The sequence below is a fragment of the Streptomyces sp. NPDC127038 genome (genome assembly GCF_042725875.1).
Lineage (GTDB): Bacteria > Actinomycetota > Actinomycetes > Streptomycetales > Streptomycetaceae > Streptomyces.
The window spans coordinates 13,874-30,120 of the sequence record NZ_JBHXDQ010000039.1 but is presented as its reverse complement, the minus strand read 5'-3'; the positions used below and the strand labels follow the sequence as shown (position 1 = coordinate 30,120).

Below are 16,247 nucleotides of genomic sequence, written 5' to 3'. Positions count from 1 at the left end.
CCTGGCCCGGAGCCGCCGGTGGCCGAGAAAAACGCGTGGACCGGGTGGCCCCCGTCACGGGACCATGGACCTTCTCGCCCGCCCGCCATGTCCGGACATCGGCATGCCGCGAACCGTGGACGGCGTGACCCATGGACGGCCCGGCGGGCAGCCGTACGACGACACAGGACTGTGATGGCCTCTCCTGAATCGCCCAAGGCCTTACCGCGCAAGGGTTCGGTGCTCCTCGCACTCCGCTACTACGGAAGGGAGCTGCGCAGGCTCCGACGACTGACCGTGCCCGGCATGCTGCTGCCGGCGCTGGGCAACATCGGCATCAGCTACGTCGCGCCGCTCGTCGTGGCGAAGCTGGTCGGCCGGATCGCGGGCGACGGCGCCGTCTCCGCCGGCGACGCCCTGCCGTACGTCCTCGCCTTCGGCGCCGTCCTGCTCCTCTCGGAGGCGTTCTGGCGCCTCGGCCTGCACTGCCTGAACCGACTGGACGCCCTCGGCATCGAGCGGCTGTACGTGATCGGCATGGACGAACTGTTCGCCAAGGACGCCGCGTTCTTCCACGACAACTTCGCCGGCTCGCTGACCAAGCGGGTGCTGAGCTTCGCCTCCCGCTACGAGGAGTTCGTCGACACCATGACCTTCCAGGTCGTGGGCAGCCTCGTGCCGCTGCTCTTCGGCTCGGTGGTCCTGTGGCGCTACGAACCGCTGCTCGTCGTCGGCCTCCTCGTGATGATCGCCGTGACGGGGGTGTGCGTGGTGCCGCTCATCCGCCGCCGTCAGGCACTCGTCGACGAACGCGAGGAGGCGATCGCCCGGGTCTCGGGCCATGTCGCCGACAGCCTGATGAACATGGACACCGTCCGGGCCTTCGCGGCCGAGGAGCGCGAGGCGGCGGAGCACCGCTCCCGGGTGGCGGCGTCACGGCGGCTCACCCTGCGCTCCTGGGACTACGGCAATCTGCGCATCGACACGTTCGTCGCGCCGATGTCCGTCCTGACCAACGCGCTCGGCCTGCTGCTCGCCGTCACCCTCGGAGGGGGCGCGCACGGGGTGGAGGCGGTCGTGGTGGCCTTCACGTACTACGCCAACGCCACGAGGATCATGTTCGAGTTCAACCAGATCTACCGGCGGCTGGAGAGCTCGATGACGGAGGCGGCCCAGTTCACCGAACTGCTGCTGAGGCCGCCGACCGTGCTCGACCCGGTCGCCCCGGAGCCGCTGCGTCCCGGCGGCGCCGACGTCCGCTTCGAGCGGGTGGACTTCACCCACGGCGGCGCCGAGCCGCTGTTCACCGGCCTCGAACTGGACGTTCCCAGCGGCGCGAAGGTCGGTCTGGTCGGCCGGTCGGGCGGCGGCAAGACCACGCTCACCCGGCTGCTGCTGCGGATGACGGACATCGAGGGCGGCCGCATCCTGATCGGCGGCCAGGACATCAGCAAGCTGCGCCAGGCCGATCTGCGCAGCCAGATCGCGTACGTGCCGCAGGACCCGGCGATGTTCCACCGCACGCTCCGGGACAACATCGCCTTCGCCCGTCCGGACGCCACCGAGGCGGAGATCCGGCGCGCGGCCGAGGCGGCCCACGTCACGGAGTTCGCCGACGCGCTGCCCGAGGGGTTCGCCACCATGGTCGGGGAGCGTGGCATCAAGCTGTCCGGCGGCCAGCGCCAGCGGGTCGCCCTCGCCCGCGCGATCCTGCGCGACGCGCCGATCCTGCTGCTCGACGAGGCGACCAGCGCCCTGGACTCCGAGAGCGAGATCCTGGTCCAGTCGGCGCTGTGGCGGCTCATGGAGCGGCGTACGGCGCTGGTGGTCGCCCACCGGCTGAGCACGGTGGCCGGCATGGACCGGCTCGTCGTCCTCGACCGCGGACGGATCGTCGAGCAGGGCACGCACCAGGAGCTGCTCGCGTCGGACGGCGCGTACGCGAAGCTGTGGCGCCACCAGTCCGGCGGCTTCATAGACGACAGCCCCGCCACGGCCGACCGCCACTGACCCGCGGCGGCCCGTCGCGGGCCGGGTGGCCGGTCCGGCCCGCGTGAGCGCGCTGTGGCGCGGCCCGGGTGGCCGGTCCGGTGCGGGTCGGTCAGGACGGGTCGGCGCGGGTCGGTCAGGACGGGTCGGCGTGGTGCAGCGGTACCGTCCACTCCAGGACGGTACCGCTCGGCTCGTTGGCCGTCAGGGTGCAGCCGCCGCCCAGGTGCTCGGCCCGGGTGCCGATGTTGCCCAGGCCGCTGCGACGGGTGACGTCGGGCCCGATCCCGCGCCCGTTGTCCGCCACCCGCAGCCGCAGCGCGGTGGCGGTGGCCTCGGCGGTGACCTCCACCGCGGTGGCCTCCGCGTGCCGGGCGACGTTGGACAGGGCCTCGCGCAGCACCGCGACCACGTGTTCCCGCTGCTCGTCGGACACGTCGGTGTCCAGCAGGCCGCTCATCCGCAGGGCGGGGGCGAAGCCCAGGGTCTCGGCCGCGCGGCCCACCTCGTTGACGAGCCGGGTGCGCAGACCGGCGCTGGCGTCGGACCGGTCGCTCTCCCGCAGGGCGTAGATCGTGGACCGTACGACCTTGATCGTGTCGTCGAGGTCGTCGACCACCCGCTGGACGCGTTCGGCGACGTCGGGCCGGTCGGCGAGACGGTTGAGGACCGACTGGAGGCTGAGCCCGCCCGCGAAGAGCCGCTGGATGGCCAGGTCGTGCAGGTCCCGCGCGATCCGGTCACGGTCGTTGAGGATGAGGAGCTGTTCCGCGTCGCGCCGGTGCTCGGCGATCTCCAGGGCCAGCGCGGCATGGCCCGCGAAGCCGGCGATCATGTCGACGGTGGCGTCGGGGAACGCGGTGCCGCCCTGCCGGTTCGCGACCTGGAGCACGCCCCGCACCCGCTCGTGGGTGCCGAGCGGGATCACGAACGCCGGGCCGAGGTCGAGGACCGAGGCGCTGCCCGTCCCGGTGCGCGGGTCCTGGCTGAGCGAGGGACTGACGATCCGCTCGCCCGAGGCGTACACCTTGGCCGCCAGACTCGTCCCGTCGGGCAGGGTCAGCCCCCGCACCTGATCGGCGTCGCGCCCTTCGGCCGACTCGATGACCAGGTCCGTGGTCCCGCTCAGCGGCAGCGCCAGCGTGACGAGATCGGCGTCGGACAGCTCCCGGACCGTGGCCGTGAACGCGTGCAGGACGTCGACAGGGTCGGCGCCCGACAGCAGGGTGCGGGTCAGATCGCTGCTCGCGGCCAGCCAGCGCTCCCGGCGCCTGGCGTCGTCGTACAGCCGGGCGTTGTCGATGGCCACACCGGCCGCCGCGCCGAGCGTGCGCAGCACCGCCTCGTCCTCGGCGTCGAACTCGGCCCCGCCGTGCTTCTCCGTCAGATACAGATTGCCGAAGATCTTGTCGCGGACCTGCACCGGGGTGCCGAGGAACGTGGTCATCGGGGGGTGGCCGGGCGGGAAGCCGACCGAGTCCGGGTGGTCGCTCAGGACGGGGAGCCGCAGGGCGTGCGGCTCGCGGATCAGCAGGCCGAGGATGCCCTCCCCGCGGGGGTAGTGACCGATGCGGGCGATGGTCTCCTCGTCGATCCCCACCGTGATGAACTGCTTGATGCCGCCCTCGTCGCCGAGGACGCCGAGCGCGCCGTAGCGGCAGTCGACGAGCTGCACCGCGGACTCCACGATCTGCCGCAGTACGACGTCGAGGTCCAGGTCGCTGCCTATCGCGAGGACGGCTTCGAGGAGGGTGTGCACCCGGTTCTGGGTGCCGCGCACACGCTGTACCTGCTCCTGGAGGTCCTCCAGAAGGGCGTCGAGCCGGAACTGCGGGGCCGACGGCTCCTCCGGAAGGTGTGCGCTCCGGTCCATTCGACATCCCCTCCACGTACCGCCCGTCGAAGCCATGATGCCCGACCGTCAGCGCCCGTGGTCGGGCACCCGCACGGAACGGGACGGGGGCTTCGGGGGCGGAACGGGGAGGAACGCGCGCGAATCGTCCAGGAGCGGTGCGCGGGGCCGCCGGCCGCGGGGGCACGACGCGCACATCACGTCCGCCGAGGGCCGCCCGGTGTTCGGCGTTCGGGCAGCCGGTGGTGCTCGATCCGGTGTGGGGGACGGGGCTCGGCCGAGTGCGTGTCGTCGACGCGGAAGGTCAGGCCGTTCATCACCCCGACCACGCCGTCGACGCGCCAGGCCAGTCCGACGGCCTCCGGGATCTCGCCGCGGCGCTCCAGCCGGCCCTCCAGCCGCACCACCCCGTCACCGACCGAGACGATCACGGAGCCCGGCGGCACGGACAGGGCCCGGCCCAGTACGTCGGTGACCTCCCGGCGGATCTCCTCGTCCGTCCGCAGGAAGACCCGCAGCAGGTCACGGCGGGTGGCGATCCCGATCAGCCGGTCCTCCTCGTCCACCACCGGGAGCCGTTCGACGCCATGGCGCTCCATGACCCGGGCGGCGTCGGCCACGCGCTGCTCGGGATGCACGGTGATCGCGGGAGTCGACATCAGCTGCTCCGCGGTCCCGCGACGCGCTGCCCCGGCCTCCGCGGCCCCGGCACCCGCGGTCGCCGTCCGCCGCGGGCCGGACGACTGCCACGGCCACGGCCACGGCAGCGCGCGGCGCAGCGAGCGCGGACGGCGGCGCGGTTCCCGTCCGCGGCCGGACCGGGCGGTCCCCGACCGCAGCAGATCGGTCTCCGAGATCACGCCCACGACCTTGTCGTCGTCGTCCACGACCGGCAGCCCGCTGATCCGGTACCGGTCCAGCAGCCGGGCCACGTCCTTGAAGGACATCTCCCGGCGCGCCCCGACCACCTCGCTGGTCATCACCTGCCCGACGATGAGGGTCATCTCGCCATCTCGCTTCCTGCTCGGACGGCTTCCCAGCCTGCCCCCGCGGGGCCCGCGCGGGCAGGGGCCGACCGTCCCCGGCCGGGGGCCGGACCGTCCCGGGACCCGGGTCCAAGGCCCCGGGCCGGTCAGGACGCCGTCCGCGGCCCCGCTCACCCGCGCTTCAGGCCGACCCCGCCGTACAGGGACACCGGGCCGTCGCCGATCGGGGTCTCGTCCTCCGCGAGCCCGGGGCGCCAGTCCTTCACCTGGACGACACCGGGCTCGACCAGGTCCAAGCCCTCGAAGAAGCGGCTCACCTCGGCGTGGGAGCGTCCCACCAGGGTGACGCCGCCGCGCGCGTACGCCTCGATGCCCCGCCGGACCTCCTCCGGCTCGAAGTCGGCGGTCATCGCCGACAGCACCAGGAAGCTGCCCGGCGCCAGCGCGTCGACCAGGGCGCCGACCAGCTCGTACGCCCCGCCGTCGTCGGCGATGAAGTGCATCAGCGCGATCAGCGACAGGCCCACGGGCCGGTCGAGGTCGAGCACGCGCCCGGCCTCGGCGAGGATCTTCCCGGGCTCGCGGACGTCGGCCTGGACGTACTCCGTCAGGCCCTCCGGGGTGCCGCGCAGCAGCGCCTCCGCGTGGGCGAGGACGATCGGGTCGTTGTCGACGTACACCACCCGTGCCTCCGGGGCGGTGCGCTGGGCGATCTGGTGCAGATTGGGCTCGGTGGGGATGCCGGTGCCGATGTCCAGGAACTGGCGGATTCCCGCCGTACGGACGAGGTGACGGGTGGCCCGCTGCATGAACCAGCGGTTGCTGCGCGCGGCCCGCTTGGCTCCGGGATCACGCGCCGTGATCTGCTGCCCGAGCCGCTCGTCGACCGGGTAGTTGTCCTTGCCGCCGAGATACCAGTCGTACACCCGTGCAGGATGCGGCCTGGTGGTGTCGATCCCGTCCGCGGCGGACTCGGTCCCCGTCATACGACAACTCCCCGTTCAGCTCGGTCGGTTCACCCCGTCGGCCCGGCTGCGGCGGGGTGCGCGAGCAGTCTGCCACCCGGGCCGGGAGCGGAGCGGCCGACGGTCGATCCCCGGCCACGGTCCCGGCGGGGGATCTTCCCAAGCGTCCGGCGCGGGACTATAGTCCAAAACTAGCAGTGCTAATTAATGCTGGCGCCGGCCCGGACCCGTCGAACTCCGATGCCGGTCGCCGGTGTCCGTCGGGTCCGGTGGATCGTCCGCCGGTGCCCGTCACGACCGGTGGGATCGTCCGCCGGTGTCCGTCACCTCCGGTGGGCCGTCCGCCGGTGTCCGTCAGGAGTCCTGCCGTGCGTCCCGTCCACTTCGCGGCCGCCCGCCGCACCCCCATCGGCAAGCTGCGCGGTTCCCTGTCCTCCGTGCGGCCCGACGACCTCGCCGCGCACGTCGTCCGCGGCCTGGTCGCCGAGGTGCCCACGCTGGACCCGGCCCGTGTCGACGACGTCTACTGGGGCGCCGCCAACCAGGCGGGCGAGGACAACCGCAACGTCGCCAGGATGGCCGCGCTGCTCGCCGGACTGCCCGACAGCGTGCCCGGCGCCACCGTCAACCGGCTCTGTGCCTCCGGCCTCGAAGCCATCACCACGGCGGCCCGCGCCATCGCCTCCGGCGAGGCCGACATCGTGCTCGCCGGCGGCTCCGAGTCGATGAGCCGGGCCCCCTTCGTGCTGCCCCGCCCGGACGAGGCGCTGCCGCACCGCATCGAGACCGTCGACACCCGGCTCGGCTGGCGGCTGGTCAACCCGGCGATGAGGGACCTGCACGGCGTCCTGTCCATGGGGGAGACCGCGGAGGAGGTCGCCGAGCGGTACGGCGTCTCGCGCGAACGGCAGGACGCGTTCGCGCTCCGCAGCCACCAGCGGGCCGCGGACGCCCGCAAGAACGGGTACTTCGCCTCCGAGCTGCTTCCGTTCGAGCGCCCCGACGGCGTGATCGTCGACAGCGACGAATGCGTGCGGGAGGACACCTCGCTCGACAAGCTGGCCCGCCTCAAGCCGGTGTTCCGCGCCGGGGGCTCGGTCACCGCGGGCAACGCCTCGCCGATGAACGACGGCGCCGCCGGTGTGCTGCTCGTCAGCGAGGAGGCCCTGAACGACCTCGGCCTCGAATCCCTCGGCCGCTACGTCGCCGGTGCCTCGGCCGGTGTCGACCCCGACGTCATGGGCATCGGCCCGGTGCCCGCGACCCGCAAGGCGCTCGCACGCGTCGGCTGGAGCGTCGCCGACATCCAGGAGGCCGAGTTCAACGAGGCGTTCGCCGCCCAGGCCCTCGCCTGTGTGGACCAGCTCGGCATCGACCCCGACCTCGTCAACCCGACCGGCGGCGCCATCGCGCTGGGCCACCCGCTCGGTGCCTCGGGCGCCCGCATCCTGACCACCCTGCTGCACCGGATGCGCCGCACGGGCGCCGGGCGCGGGCTGGCCACGATGTGCGTCGGCGTGGGACAGGGCAGCGCGGTCCTGGTCGAACGCCACTGACCCACCCGGGGAGCGGGCCGGAGGCGCCGGGCGGGTCCGGTGTCCCGGCCGGCCCGGGAAACCCCCGGTGGGACCCCTCGCCCCCGGGGGCGAGAAGCGTGGGCATAGCATCGGCCCCCGCATGAACACCATGAACCTCTGGCACATATCCGTCGGCGAGTTCACGGCGCTCGCCGCCGCGGCGCTCCTCGTCGGCTTCTCCAAGACCGCCGTCAGCGGCGCCAACACCGTCAGCCTGGCGGTCTTCGCCGCCGTGCTGCCGGCCCGCGCCTCGACGGGCGTCCTGCTGCCCCTGCTGATCGTCGGGGACGTCCTCGCCGTCGCCACCTACCGGCGCCACGCCCACTGGCCCACGCTGTGGCGGCTGTTCCCCGCGGTCGCCGCCGGTGTCGTCCTCGGCACCCTGTTCCTGGTGTGGGCCGACGACGCCGTCGTACGGGCGTCCATCGGCGCGACCCTGCTGCTGATGACCGCGATCACGCTGTGGCGCCGCCGGGCCGCCGTCCGGGACGAGGAACCCGACGCCGTCGTGACCCGCGCGGGCCGCGTCAGGGCGCGTTCCTACGGTGTCCTCGGCGGCTTCACCACCATGGTCGCCAACGCGGGCGGCCCGGTCATGTCGATGTACCTCCTCTCGGCGGGCTTCCGCAAGCTCGGCTTCCTCGGCACCTCCGCCTTCTTCTTCCTGATCGTCAACGTCTCCAAGCTGCCGTTCAGCGCGGGTCTCGGCCTGATCGACGGCCGCTCGCTGCTGCTGGACGCGGCGCTCGCCGTCTTCGTTGTTCCGGGCGCCCTCATCGGGAAGTGGGCCGTCCAGCGCATCAACCAACTCCTCTTCGAGCGGCTGGTGATCGCGGCGACCGTGATCGGCGGAGTGCAACTCCTGCTCCGCTGAACCGCGTTCGCGGCTCAGCCGCCCCCGGCCGGGGGCGGGGAGGGCGCGGCCCGGGTCAACTCGTCGTGGCCGACGTCAGTTCCGGGGTCCGGTCGGGCAGGCCCTGTGTCAGGTCCTCGACCAGCAGCCGTTTGGCGATCGTGTCGACGGCGGCGCGCAGCTCCGCCCCGGACGGCCCGCCGAGGTCCTGTTCGACCCGCCCGGCGAGCCAGCGGCCCCAGGCCTCGCCGACCACCCGCGCCTCCCGCTCACCCGCCGCGGTGTGTGAGAACAGCGAACCGTGCCGGGTCAGATACCCCTCGTCGACCATGCGCTCGAAGACCGGCACGAGCACCTCGGGCGGCAGCCGGCGCCGGGCGGCGATCAGCGCGAGATTGGCGTGGCCGACCATGCGGGTGAACAGCTCCACCTGCATCACGGCCCAGGCGCCGGCCACGTCGAGCCGGGTGTCGGAGTCCAGCACGATCCGGCGCGCGGTGTTCATCTCCGTGGTACCGATGATCTTCCCGACGGCGGCCTCCAGCAGCCGCTGGGAGTCGGCGGTGGACGGTGACGCGAATCCCTCGCCCATGTCCGTCGACCCCAGCCGCGCGCTGTCGCGCAGCTCCACCTGCTTGAGGAACAGCGCCACGAAGAAGCCGATCACCGCGACCGGAACCGTCCACAGGAACACCGTGTGAATGGTGTCGGCGTACGCGTCGACGATGGGCGCGGCCGCCGCTTCCGGCAGTCTGTGCAGCCCCTCCGGGCTCTGGGCCGCCCGGGCGATGACGGCGGGCGGGGCGGCACCCGTCGCCGCGGCGGCCCTGACCCCGTCCGTCAGGTTGGGCTTCAGCGCGTTGGTGTAGATCGTGCCGAACACGGCCGTGCCGAACGAGCTGCCCAGCGTACGGAAGAAGGTGACCCCGGAGGTCGCGGTGCCGAGGTCGGTGTACTCGACGGTGTTCTGCACGGCGATCGTCAGCACCTGCATGCACAGCCCGATCCCGGTGCCGAGCACGAACATGTACAGCGACTCCCGCCACGCACCGGTCCCCGGCCCCATGCGTGACATCAGATAGAGCCCGACCGCCATCACGAGGGAGCCGACGATGGGGAAGATCCGGTACTGCCCGGTCTTGCTGACCACGTTGCCGCTGAAGACCGAAGCGATGAGCAGCCCCATGACGAGCGGCAGCGTGCGCACTCCGGAGACCGTGGCCGAGTCCCCGTCGACGTACTGGAGATAGGTCGGCAGATAGGTCATCGCGCCGAGCATCGCGAAACCCACGATGAAGCTGAGGATCGAGCAGACCGTGAAGACCGGGTTGGAGAACAGCCGCATCGGCAGCATCGGTTCGGCCGCACGGGTCTCGACCCAGCAGAACAGCGCGAGCGCGATCACGCCGCCGACGAACAGGCCGATGATGGTGGGCGATCCCCACGCGTACTCGTTGCCGCCCCAACTCGTGGCCAGGATCAGGGCGCTGGCGCCGACCGCGACCAGGGCGATGCCCAGATAGTCGATGACGGGCCGGGTCACCGACTTCACCACGGGAATGGTGCGCGCCGCCGCGACCACCACGAGGATCGCCAGGGGCACGTTGATGTAGAACGCCCAGCGCCAGGTCAGATGGTCCGTGAACAGACCGCCGAGCAGCGGTCCGATGAGGGTGGCCACGCCGAAGACGGCGCCGATCGCGCCCTGGTACTTGCCCCGTTCGCGCAGCGGGATGACATCCGCGATCAGCGCCATGGACGTCACCATCAGACCGCCGGCGCCGACGCCCTGGAGGCCGCGCCAGGCGATCAGCAGCGACATGTTGGTGGCGAGCCCGCACAGGAACGACCCCGTGATGAAGATGATCGCCGACGCCTGGAAGACGATCTTGCGGCCGAACAGGTCGCCGAACTTGCCGACGAGCACGGTCGCCACGGTCTCCGCCAGCAGATACGCGGTCACCACCCAGGACATGTGCGCGGCGCCGCCCAGGTCCGAGACGATCGTCGGCAGCGCGGTGCCCACGATCGTCTGGTCCAGGGCGGCGAGCAGCAGGCCGAGCGCGATCGTCGCGAAGACGATGTTGCGGCGGCGGCCGTCCAGCACCGGCGGTCCGGGTGCCCCCGCCGGGGCCGGGGCGGTGTCCTCCGTGATCGTCACAATCGCCACCCTCACACCGGTCGGCTCCCGGTGCATGCGGGGCGACCCGCCCGGCGTACGGGCCTGTGCCCTACGTCGCCGGATTCCTGCGCAGCAGATACGTGTCCATGATCCAGCCCTTGCGTTCCCGGGCCTCGGCGCGCAACCGCTCGATACGGGGGGCGGCTTCGGCCAGCGGACCGGAGACCAGGATCTCGTCGGGTGTGCCGATGTAGGCGCCCCAGTAGATGTCGATGTCCTCGTCCGTGTACTTCCCGAAGGCCTGGTGGGCGTCGAGCATCACCACCACGTCGTCCACCCCGTCCGGGAAGCCCTCCGCGAGGCGCCGCCCGGTGGTGATCTGCACGGGCCGCGCGACCCGGTTCAGCCCGGTGCGGTGCCGGGCGACGAGTGCCGAGACACTGCTGATGCCGGGCACCACGTCGTACGAGAACGTCACCGCGCCCCGGTCCAGGATCTCCTCCAGGATGCCGAGCGTGCTGTCGTACAGGGCGGGATCGCCCCAGACCAGGAAGGCGCCGCTCTCCTCCTCGCCCAGTTCCTCGGTGATCAGCCGCTCGTAGATCGCGGCCCGGGCGCTGCGCCAGTCCCCGACGGCCGGGGAGTACGCCGAGCCGCCGGCGCTCCGGTCCCGGTCCGGGTCGCGCGCCTCGACCAGGCGGTAGGACCCCTCGGGTATGTGCGCGTCGAGGATGTCGTGACGCAGCCGGACGAGGTCCGACTTCACCTCGCCCTTGTCCAGGATGAAGAACACGTCCGTGCTCCGCAGCGCCTTGACCGCCTGAAGCGTGAGCTGATCGGGGTCGCCCGCGCCGATGCCGATGACATGAATCTTTCGCACACCGAGAGTCTGCCGCACGCCACCGACCGTGGACACACCGGCCGTGACCCCGCCTCTCCGCCCGCCCGGGCGCCGCCCGCGCACCCACCTCGACCGGCCCCGCCGCGTCCCCCTGTCAGCCGTCTCCGCCTCGTCCCCCTGCCAGCGGGCCCGCCGCGCGCCACCTCAGCCGGCTCCGCCGCGCCCCCGCGACACCGGTCCCCGCCGCGCTCCCCGTCAGCCGGTCCCACCGCGCAGCCGCGGTGCCTCCCGTGCCGCGTCGACCGGGCCGCCGCCCCGTTCCACGAGCGTCGCCAACCCCCTTGCCCAGCCTGCGACTTCGGTGAGGTCCAGCTCGTACGGCCGCGGTCGTCCCGTCTCCGCCGTCCACTCCTCGACCGCCCCGGCTCCGCGCCGCAGCAGCCGGGCGCCGCCCGTGACGTTCCCCCGTGCCGCGTGGGTCAGTCCCACGGCGAGCTGCGCCAGCCCGCGCCAGAGCCCGCGTTCGTCCTCGGGGCCGGACTTCCAGGCGTCCTCGAAGACCTCGTGCGCGTGGAACGGCCGCCCCGCGTCCAGCAGTGCCTGGGCCTCGGCGACCGTCTCCCCGGGAGCGCGCAGCAGCCCCTCCGGCTGCCGCTCCACCCCGTCGGTGCCGTACGGCAGCGGGCGCCCCAGTCCGTCACGGGGCCGGGCGTTGCGCGCCCGCCCCTCGGCGTCCCGGTCGCGTGCGCCCGGCCCTCGTGTCTCGGATGTCCCGGTCATACGCCGATTGTCGCGCGCCCCGTCCCCCTGCGGAGCGGCCCCCCGGCGTGGGGTAAAGTTCTGTTCGCACGATCACGCGGGGCACCGCGGGTGAGGGCACCGGGACGTGGCGCAGCTTGGTAGCGCACTTGACTGGGGGTCAAGGGGTCGCAGGTTCAAATCCTGTCGTCCCGACTTGCATCGACGCAGGTCGCAGGCCGTTTCCGCAGACGCGGGAACGGCCTTTTCCGTTGTCCCGGGTGCGGGCCGCCGTTCCTCCCGGCCGCGCCGGGGGCCGCGGCGGTCCGGCCGCCGGCGAGGGCCACGCCGGTCGGCCGGTCCGCCCGGCGCGTGCCGTTTTCGTCAGCCGATCCGTCCCACGTACGCCAGCGCCTGCCGCAGCAGCACGCCGTGGCCGCCCGGCATGTCGTCCGTGACCACGGGGGACGCGGCCTCCTCCGGGCTGAACCAGACCAGGTCGAGGGCGTCCTGGCGGGGGCGGCAGTCGCCGGTGACCGGCACGATGTACGCCAGGGACACGGCGTGCTGGCGCGGGTCGTGGAACGGTGTGACCCCCAGCGTCGGGAAGTACTCGGCGACCGTGAAGGGCTGGAGCGAGGCCGGGATCCGGGGGAGGGCCACCGGGCCGAGGTCCTTCTCCAGATGGCGCAGCAGGGCGTCGCGGACCCGCTCGTGGTGCAGCACCCGGCCGGAGACGAGGGTGCGGCTGACCGTCCCGTCCGGACCGATCCGGAGCAGGAGCCCGATGTGGGTGACCTCGCCGTTGTCGTCGACGCGTACCGGTACGGCCTCGACGTACAGGATCGGCATGCGGGCGCGGGCCGATTCCAGTTCGTCGCGGGACAGCCAGCCGGGCGTGGTTTCGGTCAAGTCAGACATTGCTTGATCATACTTTCCGTGCGTCCGGTGCGGGCGTGATGCTCCAGGTCAACGATGCCCCACGGAAAGGGTCATTGTGTGTTCTTCGGCGCCGGACGTGGTGTTCAGGCCGCCGCGCCGGACACGGAACGGCCGTGCGCCGGCCGGGGCCCGCACGCCCGCGCGGACTCGTAGCCTGGTGCACGCCCGGCAGCGCGGCCGGCGGGACCAGGGGAGCGGCATGGCCATGGATTTCACCACGGAGATCACCGACGCCGTCGTCGAGAGCTTCGCGGGCACGCCCGATCCGAGGCTGCGTGAACTGCTCGGCGCGCTCACCCGCCATCTGCACGCCTTCGTCCGTGAGACCCGGCCGGCCATGGAGGAGTGGGAGAGCGCCATAGCCTTCCTCACGGAGACCGGGCGGATGTGCACGGACACCCGGCAGGAGTTCATCCTGCTGTCGGACGTGCTCGGCGTCTCCATGCTGGTCGAGACGCTGAACGGCCACGACGACCCGGGCGCGACCGAGTCGACGGTCCTCGGGCCGTTCCACCTGACGCGCTCGCCGGTGAGGGAACTCGGCGAGAGCATCGACCTGGTGGGCACCGGGGAGCCCTGCGTGGTCAGCGGCCGGGTGCTGTCCCGGGACGGCACCCCGCTGCCCGGCGCGGTCCTCGACGTGTGGCAGGCCGACGGCGAGGGCTTCTACGACGTGCAGCGGCCCGACCTCCAGCCGCCCGGCAACGGACGCGGGCTGTTCACCACGGACACCGAGGGCCGTTTCCGGTTCCGGACCTGTGTGCCGAGCCCGTACCCGATCCCCGTCGACGGTCCGGTCGGCGCCCTGCTCGGGGCCACCGGACGCCATCCCTGGCGCCCCGCCCACATCCACTTCATCGCCTCCGCCGAGGGCCACGCCCCCGTCACCACGCACATCTTCGTGGCGGGCAGCCCCTACCTGGACTCCGACGCCGTCTTCGCCGTGAAGCGCAGCCTCGTCCAGGACTTCGCCGAGACCGACGACCCCTCGCTGGCACGGGAGTTCGGCGTCGCGAACCCCTTCCGGCACGCCCGCTTCGACCTCGTACTGGAGCCCGTATGACCACCCCGCCGAGCGCCCCGCTCGACTTCACCCACGAGACCCGGCCCGCCCGGGTCGTGTTCCGGTCCGGCGCCTCGGTGACCGCCACACCGGGGGAGGTCGCGCGGCTGGGGCTGCACCGGGTGCTGGTGGTGTGCGGGAGCCGGGGCACGGAGACCGCCCACGCGGTCGCGGACGCCCTCGGCGACAGCTGCGCGGGGGTTCACACCGGCGCCCGGATGCACGTCCCGGCCGAGGTCGCCGACGAGGCCGTCGAGGTGGCGCGGGCGAAGGGGGCCGACGGGTGCGTCGCCGTGGGCGGCGGGTCCGCGATCGGCCTGGGCAAGGCGATCGCGCTGCGCACCGGTCTGCCGCTGATCGCCGTGCCCTCCACCTACTCGGGCTCCGAGATGACGTCCGTGTGGGGACTGACCGAGGGGGGCGTCAAACGCACCGGCCGCGACTCCTCCGTACAGCCGCGCTGTGTCGTCTACGACCCCGACCTGACCCTCGGCCTCCCGGTCCCCCTCTCGGTGACCAGCGGTGTCAACGCCATCGCCCACGCCGTCGAGGCGCTGTACGCCCCCGACGCCTCCCCGCTGGTCTCGCTGATGGCGGAGGAGGGCGTCCGGGCGATGGCCGGCGCGCTTCCCGGCGTGGCCGCCGACCCCGGCGATCCGCGGGCGCGCGGCCGGGCCCTGTACGGCGCCTGGCTCTGCGGTTCCTGTCTCGGCGCGACGACCATGGGCCTGCACCACAAGCTGTGCCACGTCCTCGGCGGCACCTTCGGTCTGCCGCACGCCGAGACCCACACCGTGGTCCTCCCGTACGCCCTCGCCCACAACGCGCCCGCCGCCCCGGAGGCGGTCGCCGTCCTGGCGCGGGCCCTGGACACCGACGACGTCCCGCGTGCCCTGCGGGACCTCGCGGGGGGCCTCGGCGCTCCCCGTACCCTGGCCGAACTGGGCTTGAGGGAAGCCGACTTGGCGCGTGCGGCGGCGATGGTCGCCGCCGAGTCGTACCCCAACCCCCGTGAGGTCACGGCGAACGGCGTGCTCGGCCTGCTGACGGCCGCCTACGAGGGCTGGGAACCGCGCAGCGAGGCCTCGTAGCGAACCCGGCCGGCCCCGCTCCGTGTCCGGTCGGGAATCCTGGCCAGCGCTGCTCCGCGTCCGGCCGGGAACCCCGGCCGGCCCTGCTCCGGGTCCGGCCGGGCATCCGTCATCGCTCCGACACCCACGGCCTCTGGTGTTTTCCCGGCACGCCCGGGAGGCTGACCCGGGCATGCCAAAATGACCGCCCGGTCTGCCCCGCCCCCACGCCGCGGTCGATCTGGAGGAAGCAGTGACAACAAGCTCGCGGGCCCGCAGGGCCGCGCTCGTCCTCGGCAGCGCCGTCGCGCTGGTCGTCGCCCTGCCGGGCAGCGCCCTCGCCGACCCGCCCACGGCCCTGCCCGGGAACGCGGACGCGCTGGAGAGCACGTTCCAGCCGGCCTTCGACTACGACACCGACGGCTGCTACCCGACCCCCGCCATCGGCCCCGACGGGACCATCAACCCCGGCCTCAAGCCCTCAGGGGCGCTCAACGGCCACTGTCACGACCCCTGGGACCTCGACAACACCAACGGGTACTCCCGCGAGAAGTGCAACAACGGCTGGTGCGCCGTCATCTACGGCCTCTACATGGAGAAGGACCAGGCCGTCGTCGGCAGCGGGCTCGGCGGGCACCGCAACGACTGGGAGCACGTCGTGGTGTGGATCCAGGACGGCGAGGCCAAGTACGTCTCCACCTCGGCGCACGGCGACTTCAACGTCTACAGCCGGGACCGGATCCGCTGGGACGGCACGCATCCCAAGGTCGTCTACCACAAGGACGGCATCGGCACCCACTGCTTCCGGCCCGCGAACACCAACGACGAACCGCCGGAGAACAGCTACCACACCTGGCAGTTCCCGACCCTGGTCGGCTGGAACGGCTACCCCGCCGGACTGCGCGACAAGCTGACCTCGTACGACTTCGGCAGCGCCCACTTCGGCCTCAGGGACGACAGCTTCAGCTCCCACCTGGCGAAGGCCGAGCCCGCGGGCATCCCCTTCGACCCCAACGCCTGACCGGCCCCGGGACACCGGCCCCCTCCGTCGCCGACCGTGCTGCGCTGCGGCGATGACCCTGTGTGTGCGGACGTCCACCGAGGTGCGGTAGGGTTCGGGTGCGCGAACACGCGGGTCACCGTGTGCGAGACGCATCGGGACGTGGCGCAGCTTGGTAGCGCACTTGACTGGGGGTCAAGGGGTCGCAGGTTCAAATCCTGTCGTCCCGACTGAAGAAGTCGTGGCCGGAGGCCGTATCGGACATCCGAT

The 16,247-nt window shown here is 72.7% G+C and carries 13 protein-coding genes and 2 tRNA genes; 8 read left to right on the top strand and 7 right to left on the bottom strand.

Annotation, left to right across the window (positions count from 1 at the left end):
- Positions 1–174 precede the first annotated feature (174 nt).
- Positions 175–1,989, top strand: coding sequence for an ABC transporter ATP-binding protein (locus ACFWI4_RS24890; protein ID WP_387200062.1), 1,815 nt, complete (start codon positions 175–177; stop codon positions 1,987–1,989).
- Between the two features lie 115 nt (positions 1,990–2,104).
- Here the strand turns inward: ACFWI4_RS24890 and ACFWI4_RS24885 are convergent, their stop codons facing one another.
- The 3 genes from ACFWI4_RS24885 to ACFWI4_RS24875 all read right to left on the bottom strand — a co-directional run bounded on the left by ACFWI4_RS24885 (position 2,105) and on the right by ACFWI4_RS24875 (position 5,792).
- Positions 2,105–3,841: a GAF domain-containing protein gene (locus ACFWI4_RS24885; protein WP_387200058.1), complete on the bottom strand. Its 1,737-nt coding sequence runs from the start codon at positions 3,839–3,841 to the stop codon at positions 2,105–2,107.
- Positions 3,842–4,017: 176 nt separating this feature from the next.
- Positions 4,018–4,824: a CBS domain-containing protein gene (locus tag ACFWI4_RS24880; protein WP_387200055.1), complete on the bottom strand. Its 807-nt coding sequence runs from the start codon at positions 4,822–4,824 to the stop codon at positions 4,018–4,020.
- A gap of 152 nt (positions 4,825–4,976) precedes the next feature.
- Positions 4,977–5,792, bottom strand: coding sequence for an SAM-dependent methyltransferase (locus ACFWI4_RS24875; RefSeq protein ID WP_387200052.1), 816 nt, complete (start codon positions 5,790–5,792; stop codon positions 4,977–4,979).
- A 347-nt stretch (positions 5,793–6,139) separates the two neighbouring features.
- On the opposite strand from ACFWI4_RS24875, the gene ACFWI4_RS24870 reads away from it, so the two are divergent.
- Together ACFWI4_RS24870 and ACFWI4_RS24865 are read left to right on the top strand one after the other, a co-directional pair.
- Complete coding sequence (locus ACFWI4_RS24870) at positions 6,140–7,327, top strand: thiolase family protein (protein ID WP_387200049.1); 1,188 nt, start codon at positions 6,140–6,142, stop codon at positions 7,325–7,327.
- 121 nt (positions 7,328–7,448) lie between these two features.
- A complete protein-coding gene (locus ACFWI4_RS24865) occupies positions 7,449–8,222 on the top strand; it encodes a sulfite exporter TauE/SafE family protein (RefSeq protein WP_387200046.1) in 774 nt (257 codons plus the stop codon).
- Positions 8,223–8,277: 55 nt separating this feature from the next.
- On the opposite strand, the gene ACFWI4_RS24860 is transcribed toward ACFWI4_RS24865, so the two are convergent.
- From ACFWI4_RS24860 to ACFWI4_RS24850, 3 genes are all read right to left on the bottom strand, one after another.
- Positions 8,278–10,362, bottom strand: a complete 2,085-nt coding sequence (locus tag ACFWI4_RS24860) for an MDR family MFS transporter (RefSeq protein WP_387200043.1) — start codon at positions 10,360–10,362, stop codon at positions 8,278–8,280.
- A 70-nt stretch (positions 10,363–10,432) separates the two neighbouring features.
- The gene (cobF, locus tag ACFWI4_RS24855) at positions 10,433–11,203 is read right to left on the bottom strand and encodes a precorrin-6A synthase (deacetylating) (protein ID WP_387200040.1); all 771 of its coding nucleotides are present in this window, start codon (positions 11,201–11,203) and stop codon (positions 10,433–10,435) included.
- A gap of 216 nt (positions 11,204–11,419) precedes the next feature.
- Complete coding sequence (locus ACFWI4_RS24850) at positions 11,420–11,944, bottom strand: DUF309 domain-containing protein (RefSeq protein WP_387200037.1); 525 nt, start codon at positions 11,942–11,944, stop codon at positions 11,420–11,422.
- Between the two features lie 100 nt (positions 11,945–12,044).
- On the opposite strand from ACFWI4_RS24850, the gene ACFWI4_RS24845 reads away from it, so the two are divergent.
- A tRNA-Pro gene (locus ACFWI4_RS24845) sits at positions 12,045–12,118 on the top strand.
- 168 nt (positions 12,119–12,286) lie between these two features.
- On the opposite strand, the gene ACFWI4_RS24840 is transcribed toward ACFWI4_RS24845, so the two are convergent.
- The gene (locus tag ACFWI4_RS24840) at positions 12,287–12,823 is read right to left on the bottom strand and encodes an NUDIX hydrolase family protein (protein WP_385403455.1); all 537 of its coding nucleotides are present in this window, start codon (positions 12,821–12,823) and stop codon (positions 12,287–12,289) included.
- 220 nt (positions 12,824–13,043) lie between these two features.
- Between ACFWI4_RS24840 and ACFWI4_RS24835 the strand changes: the two genes are divergently transcribed.
- The 4 genes from ACFWI4_RS24835 to ACFWI4_RS24820 all read left to right on the top strand — a co-directional run bounded on the left by ACFWI4_RS24835 (position 13,044) and on the right by ACFWI4_RS24820 (position 16,207).
- Positions 13,044–13,907 (top strand): intradiol ring-cleavage dioxygenase, encoded by an 864-nt coding sequence (locus ACFWI4_RS24835; protein ID WP_387200033.1) that lies wholly within the window; start codon positions 13,044–13,046, stop codon positions 13,905–13,907.
- The gene (locus ACFWI4_RS24830) at positions 13,904–14,998 is read left to right on the top strand and encodes a maleylacetate reductase (protein WP_387200029.1); all 1,095 of its coding nucleotides are present in this window, start codon (positions 13,904–13,906) and stop codon (positions 14,996–14,998) included. Before ACFWI4_RS24835 ends, ACFWI4_RS24830 begins: the two co-directional genes overlap by 4 nt.
- Positions 14,999–15,230: 232 nt before the next feature.
- Complete coding sequence (locus ACFWI4_RS24825; protein WP_387200026.1) at positions 15,231–15,998, top strand: NPP1 family protein; 768 nt, start codon at positions 15,231–15,233, stop codon at positions 15,996–15,998.
- A gap of 135 nt (positions 15,999–16,133) precedes the next feature.
- A tRNA-Pro gene (locus ACFWI4_RS24820) sits at positions 16,134–16,207 on the top strand.
- Positions 16,208–16,247: the final 40 nt, after the last annotated feature.

Excerpts from the sequence above, each read along its gene's own strand:
- ACFWI4_RS24890 (WP_387200062.1), top strand. The coding sequence starts at position 175 with ATGGCCTCTCCTGAATCGCCCAAGGCCTTACCGCGCAAGGGTTCGGTG.
- ACFWI4_RS24885 (WP_387200058.1), bottom strand. The coding sequence starts at position 3,841 with ATGGACCGGAGCGCACACCTTCCGGAGGAGCCGTCGGCCCCGCAGTTC.
- ACFWI4_RS24880 (WP_387200055.1), bottom strand. The coding sequence starts at position 4,824 with ATGACCCTCATCGTCGGGCAGGTGATGACCAGCGAGGTGGTCGGGGCG.
- ACFWI4_RS24875 (WP_387200052.1), bottom strand. The coding sequence starts at position 5,792 with ATGACGGGGACCGAGTCCGCCGCGGACGGGATCGACACCACCAGGCCG.
- ACFWI4_RS24865 (WP_387200046.1), top strand. The coding sequence starts at position 7,449 with ATGAACACCATGAACCTCTGGCACATATCCGTCGGCGAGTTCACGGCG.
- ACFWI4_RS24850 (WP_387200037.1), bottom strand. The coding sequence starts at position 11,944 with ATGACCGGGACATCCGAGACACGAGGGCCGGGCGCACGCGACCGGGAC.
- ACFWI4_RS24840 (WP_385403455.1), bottom strand. The coding sequence starts at position 12,823 with ATGTCTGACTTGACCGAAACCACGCCCGGCTGGCTGTCCCGCGACGAA.
- ACFWI4_RS24835 (WP_387200033.1), top strand. The coding sequence starts at position 13,044 with ATGGCCATGGATTTCACCACGGAGATCACCGACGCCGTCGTCGAGAGC.
- ACFWI4_RS24830 (WP_387200029.1), top strand. The coding sequence starts at position 13,904 with ATGACCACCCCGCCGAGCGCCCCGCTCGACTTCACCCACGAGACCCGG.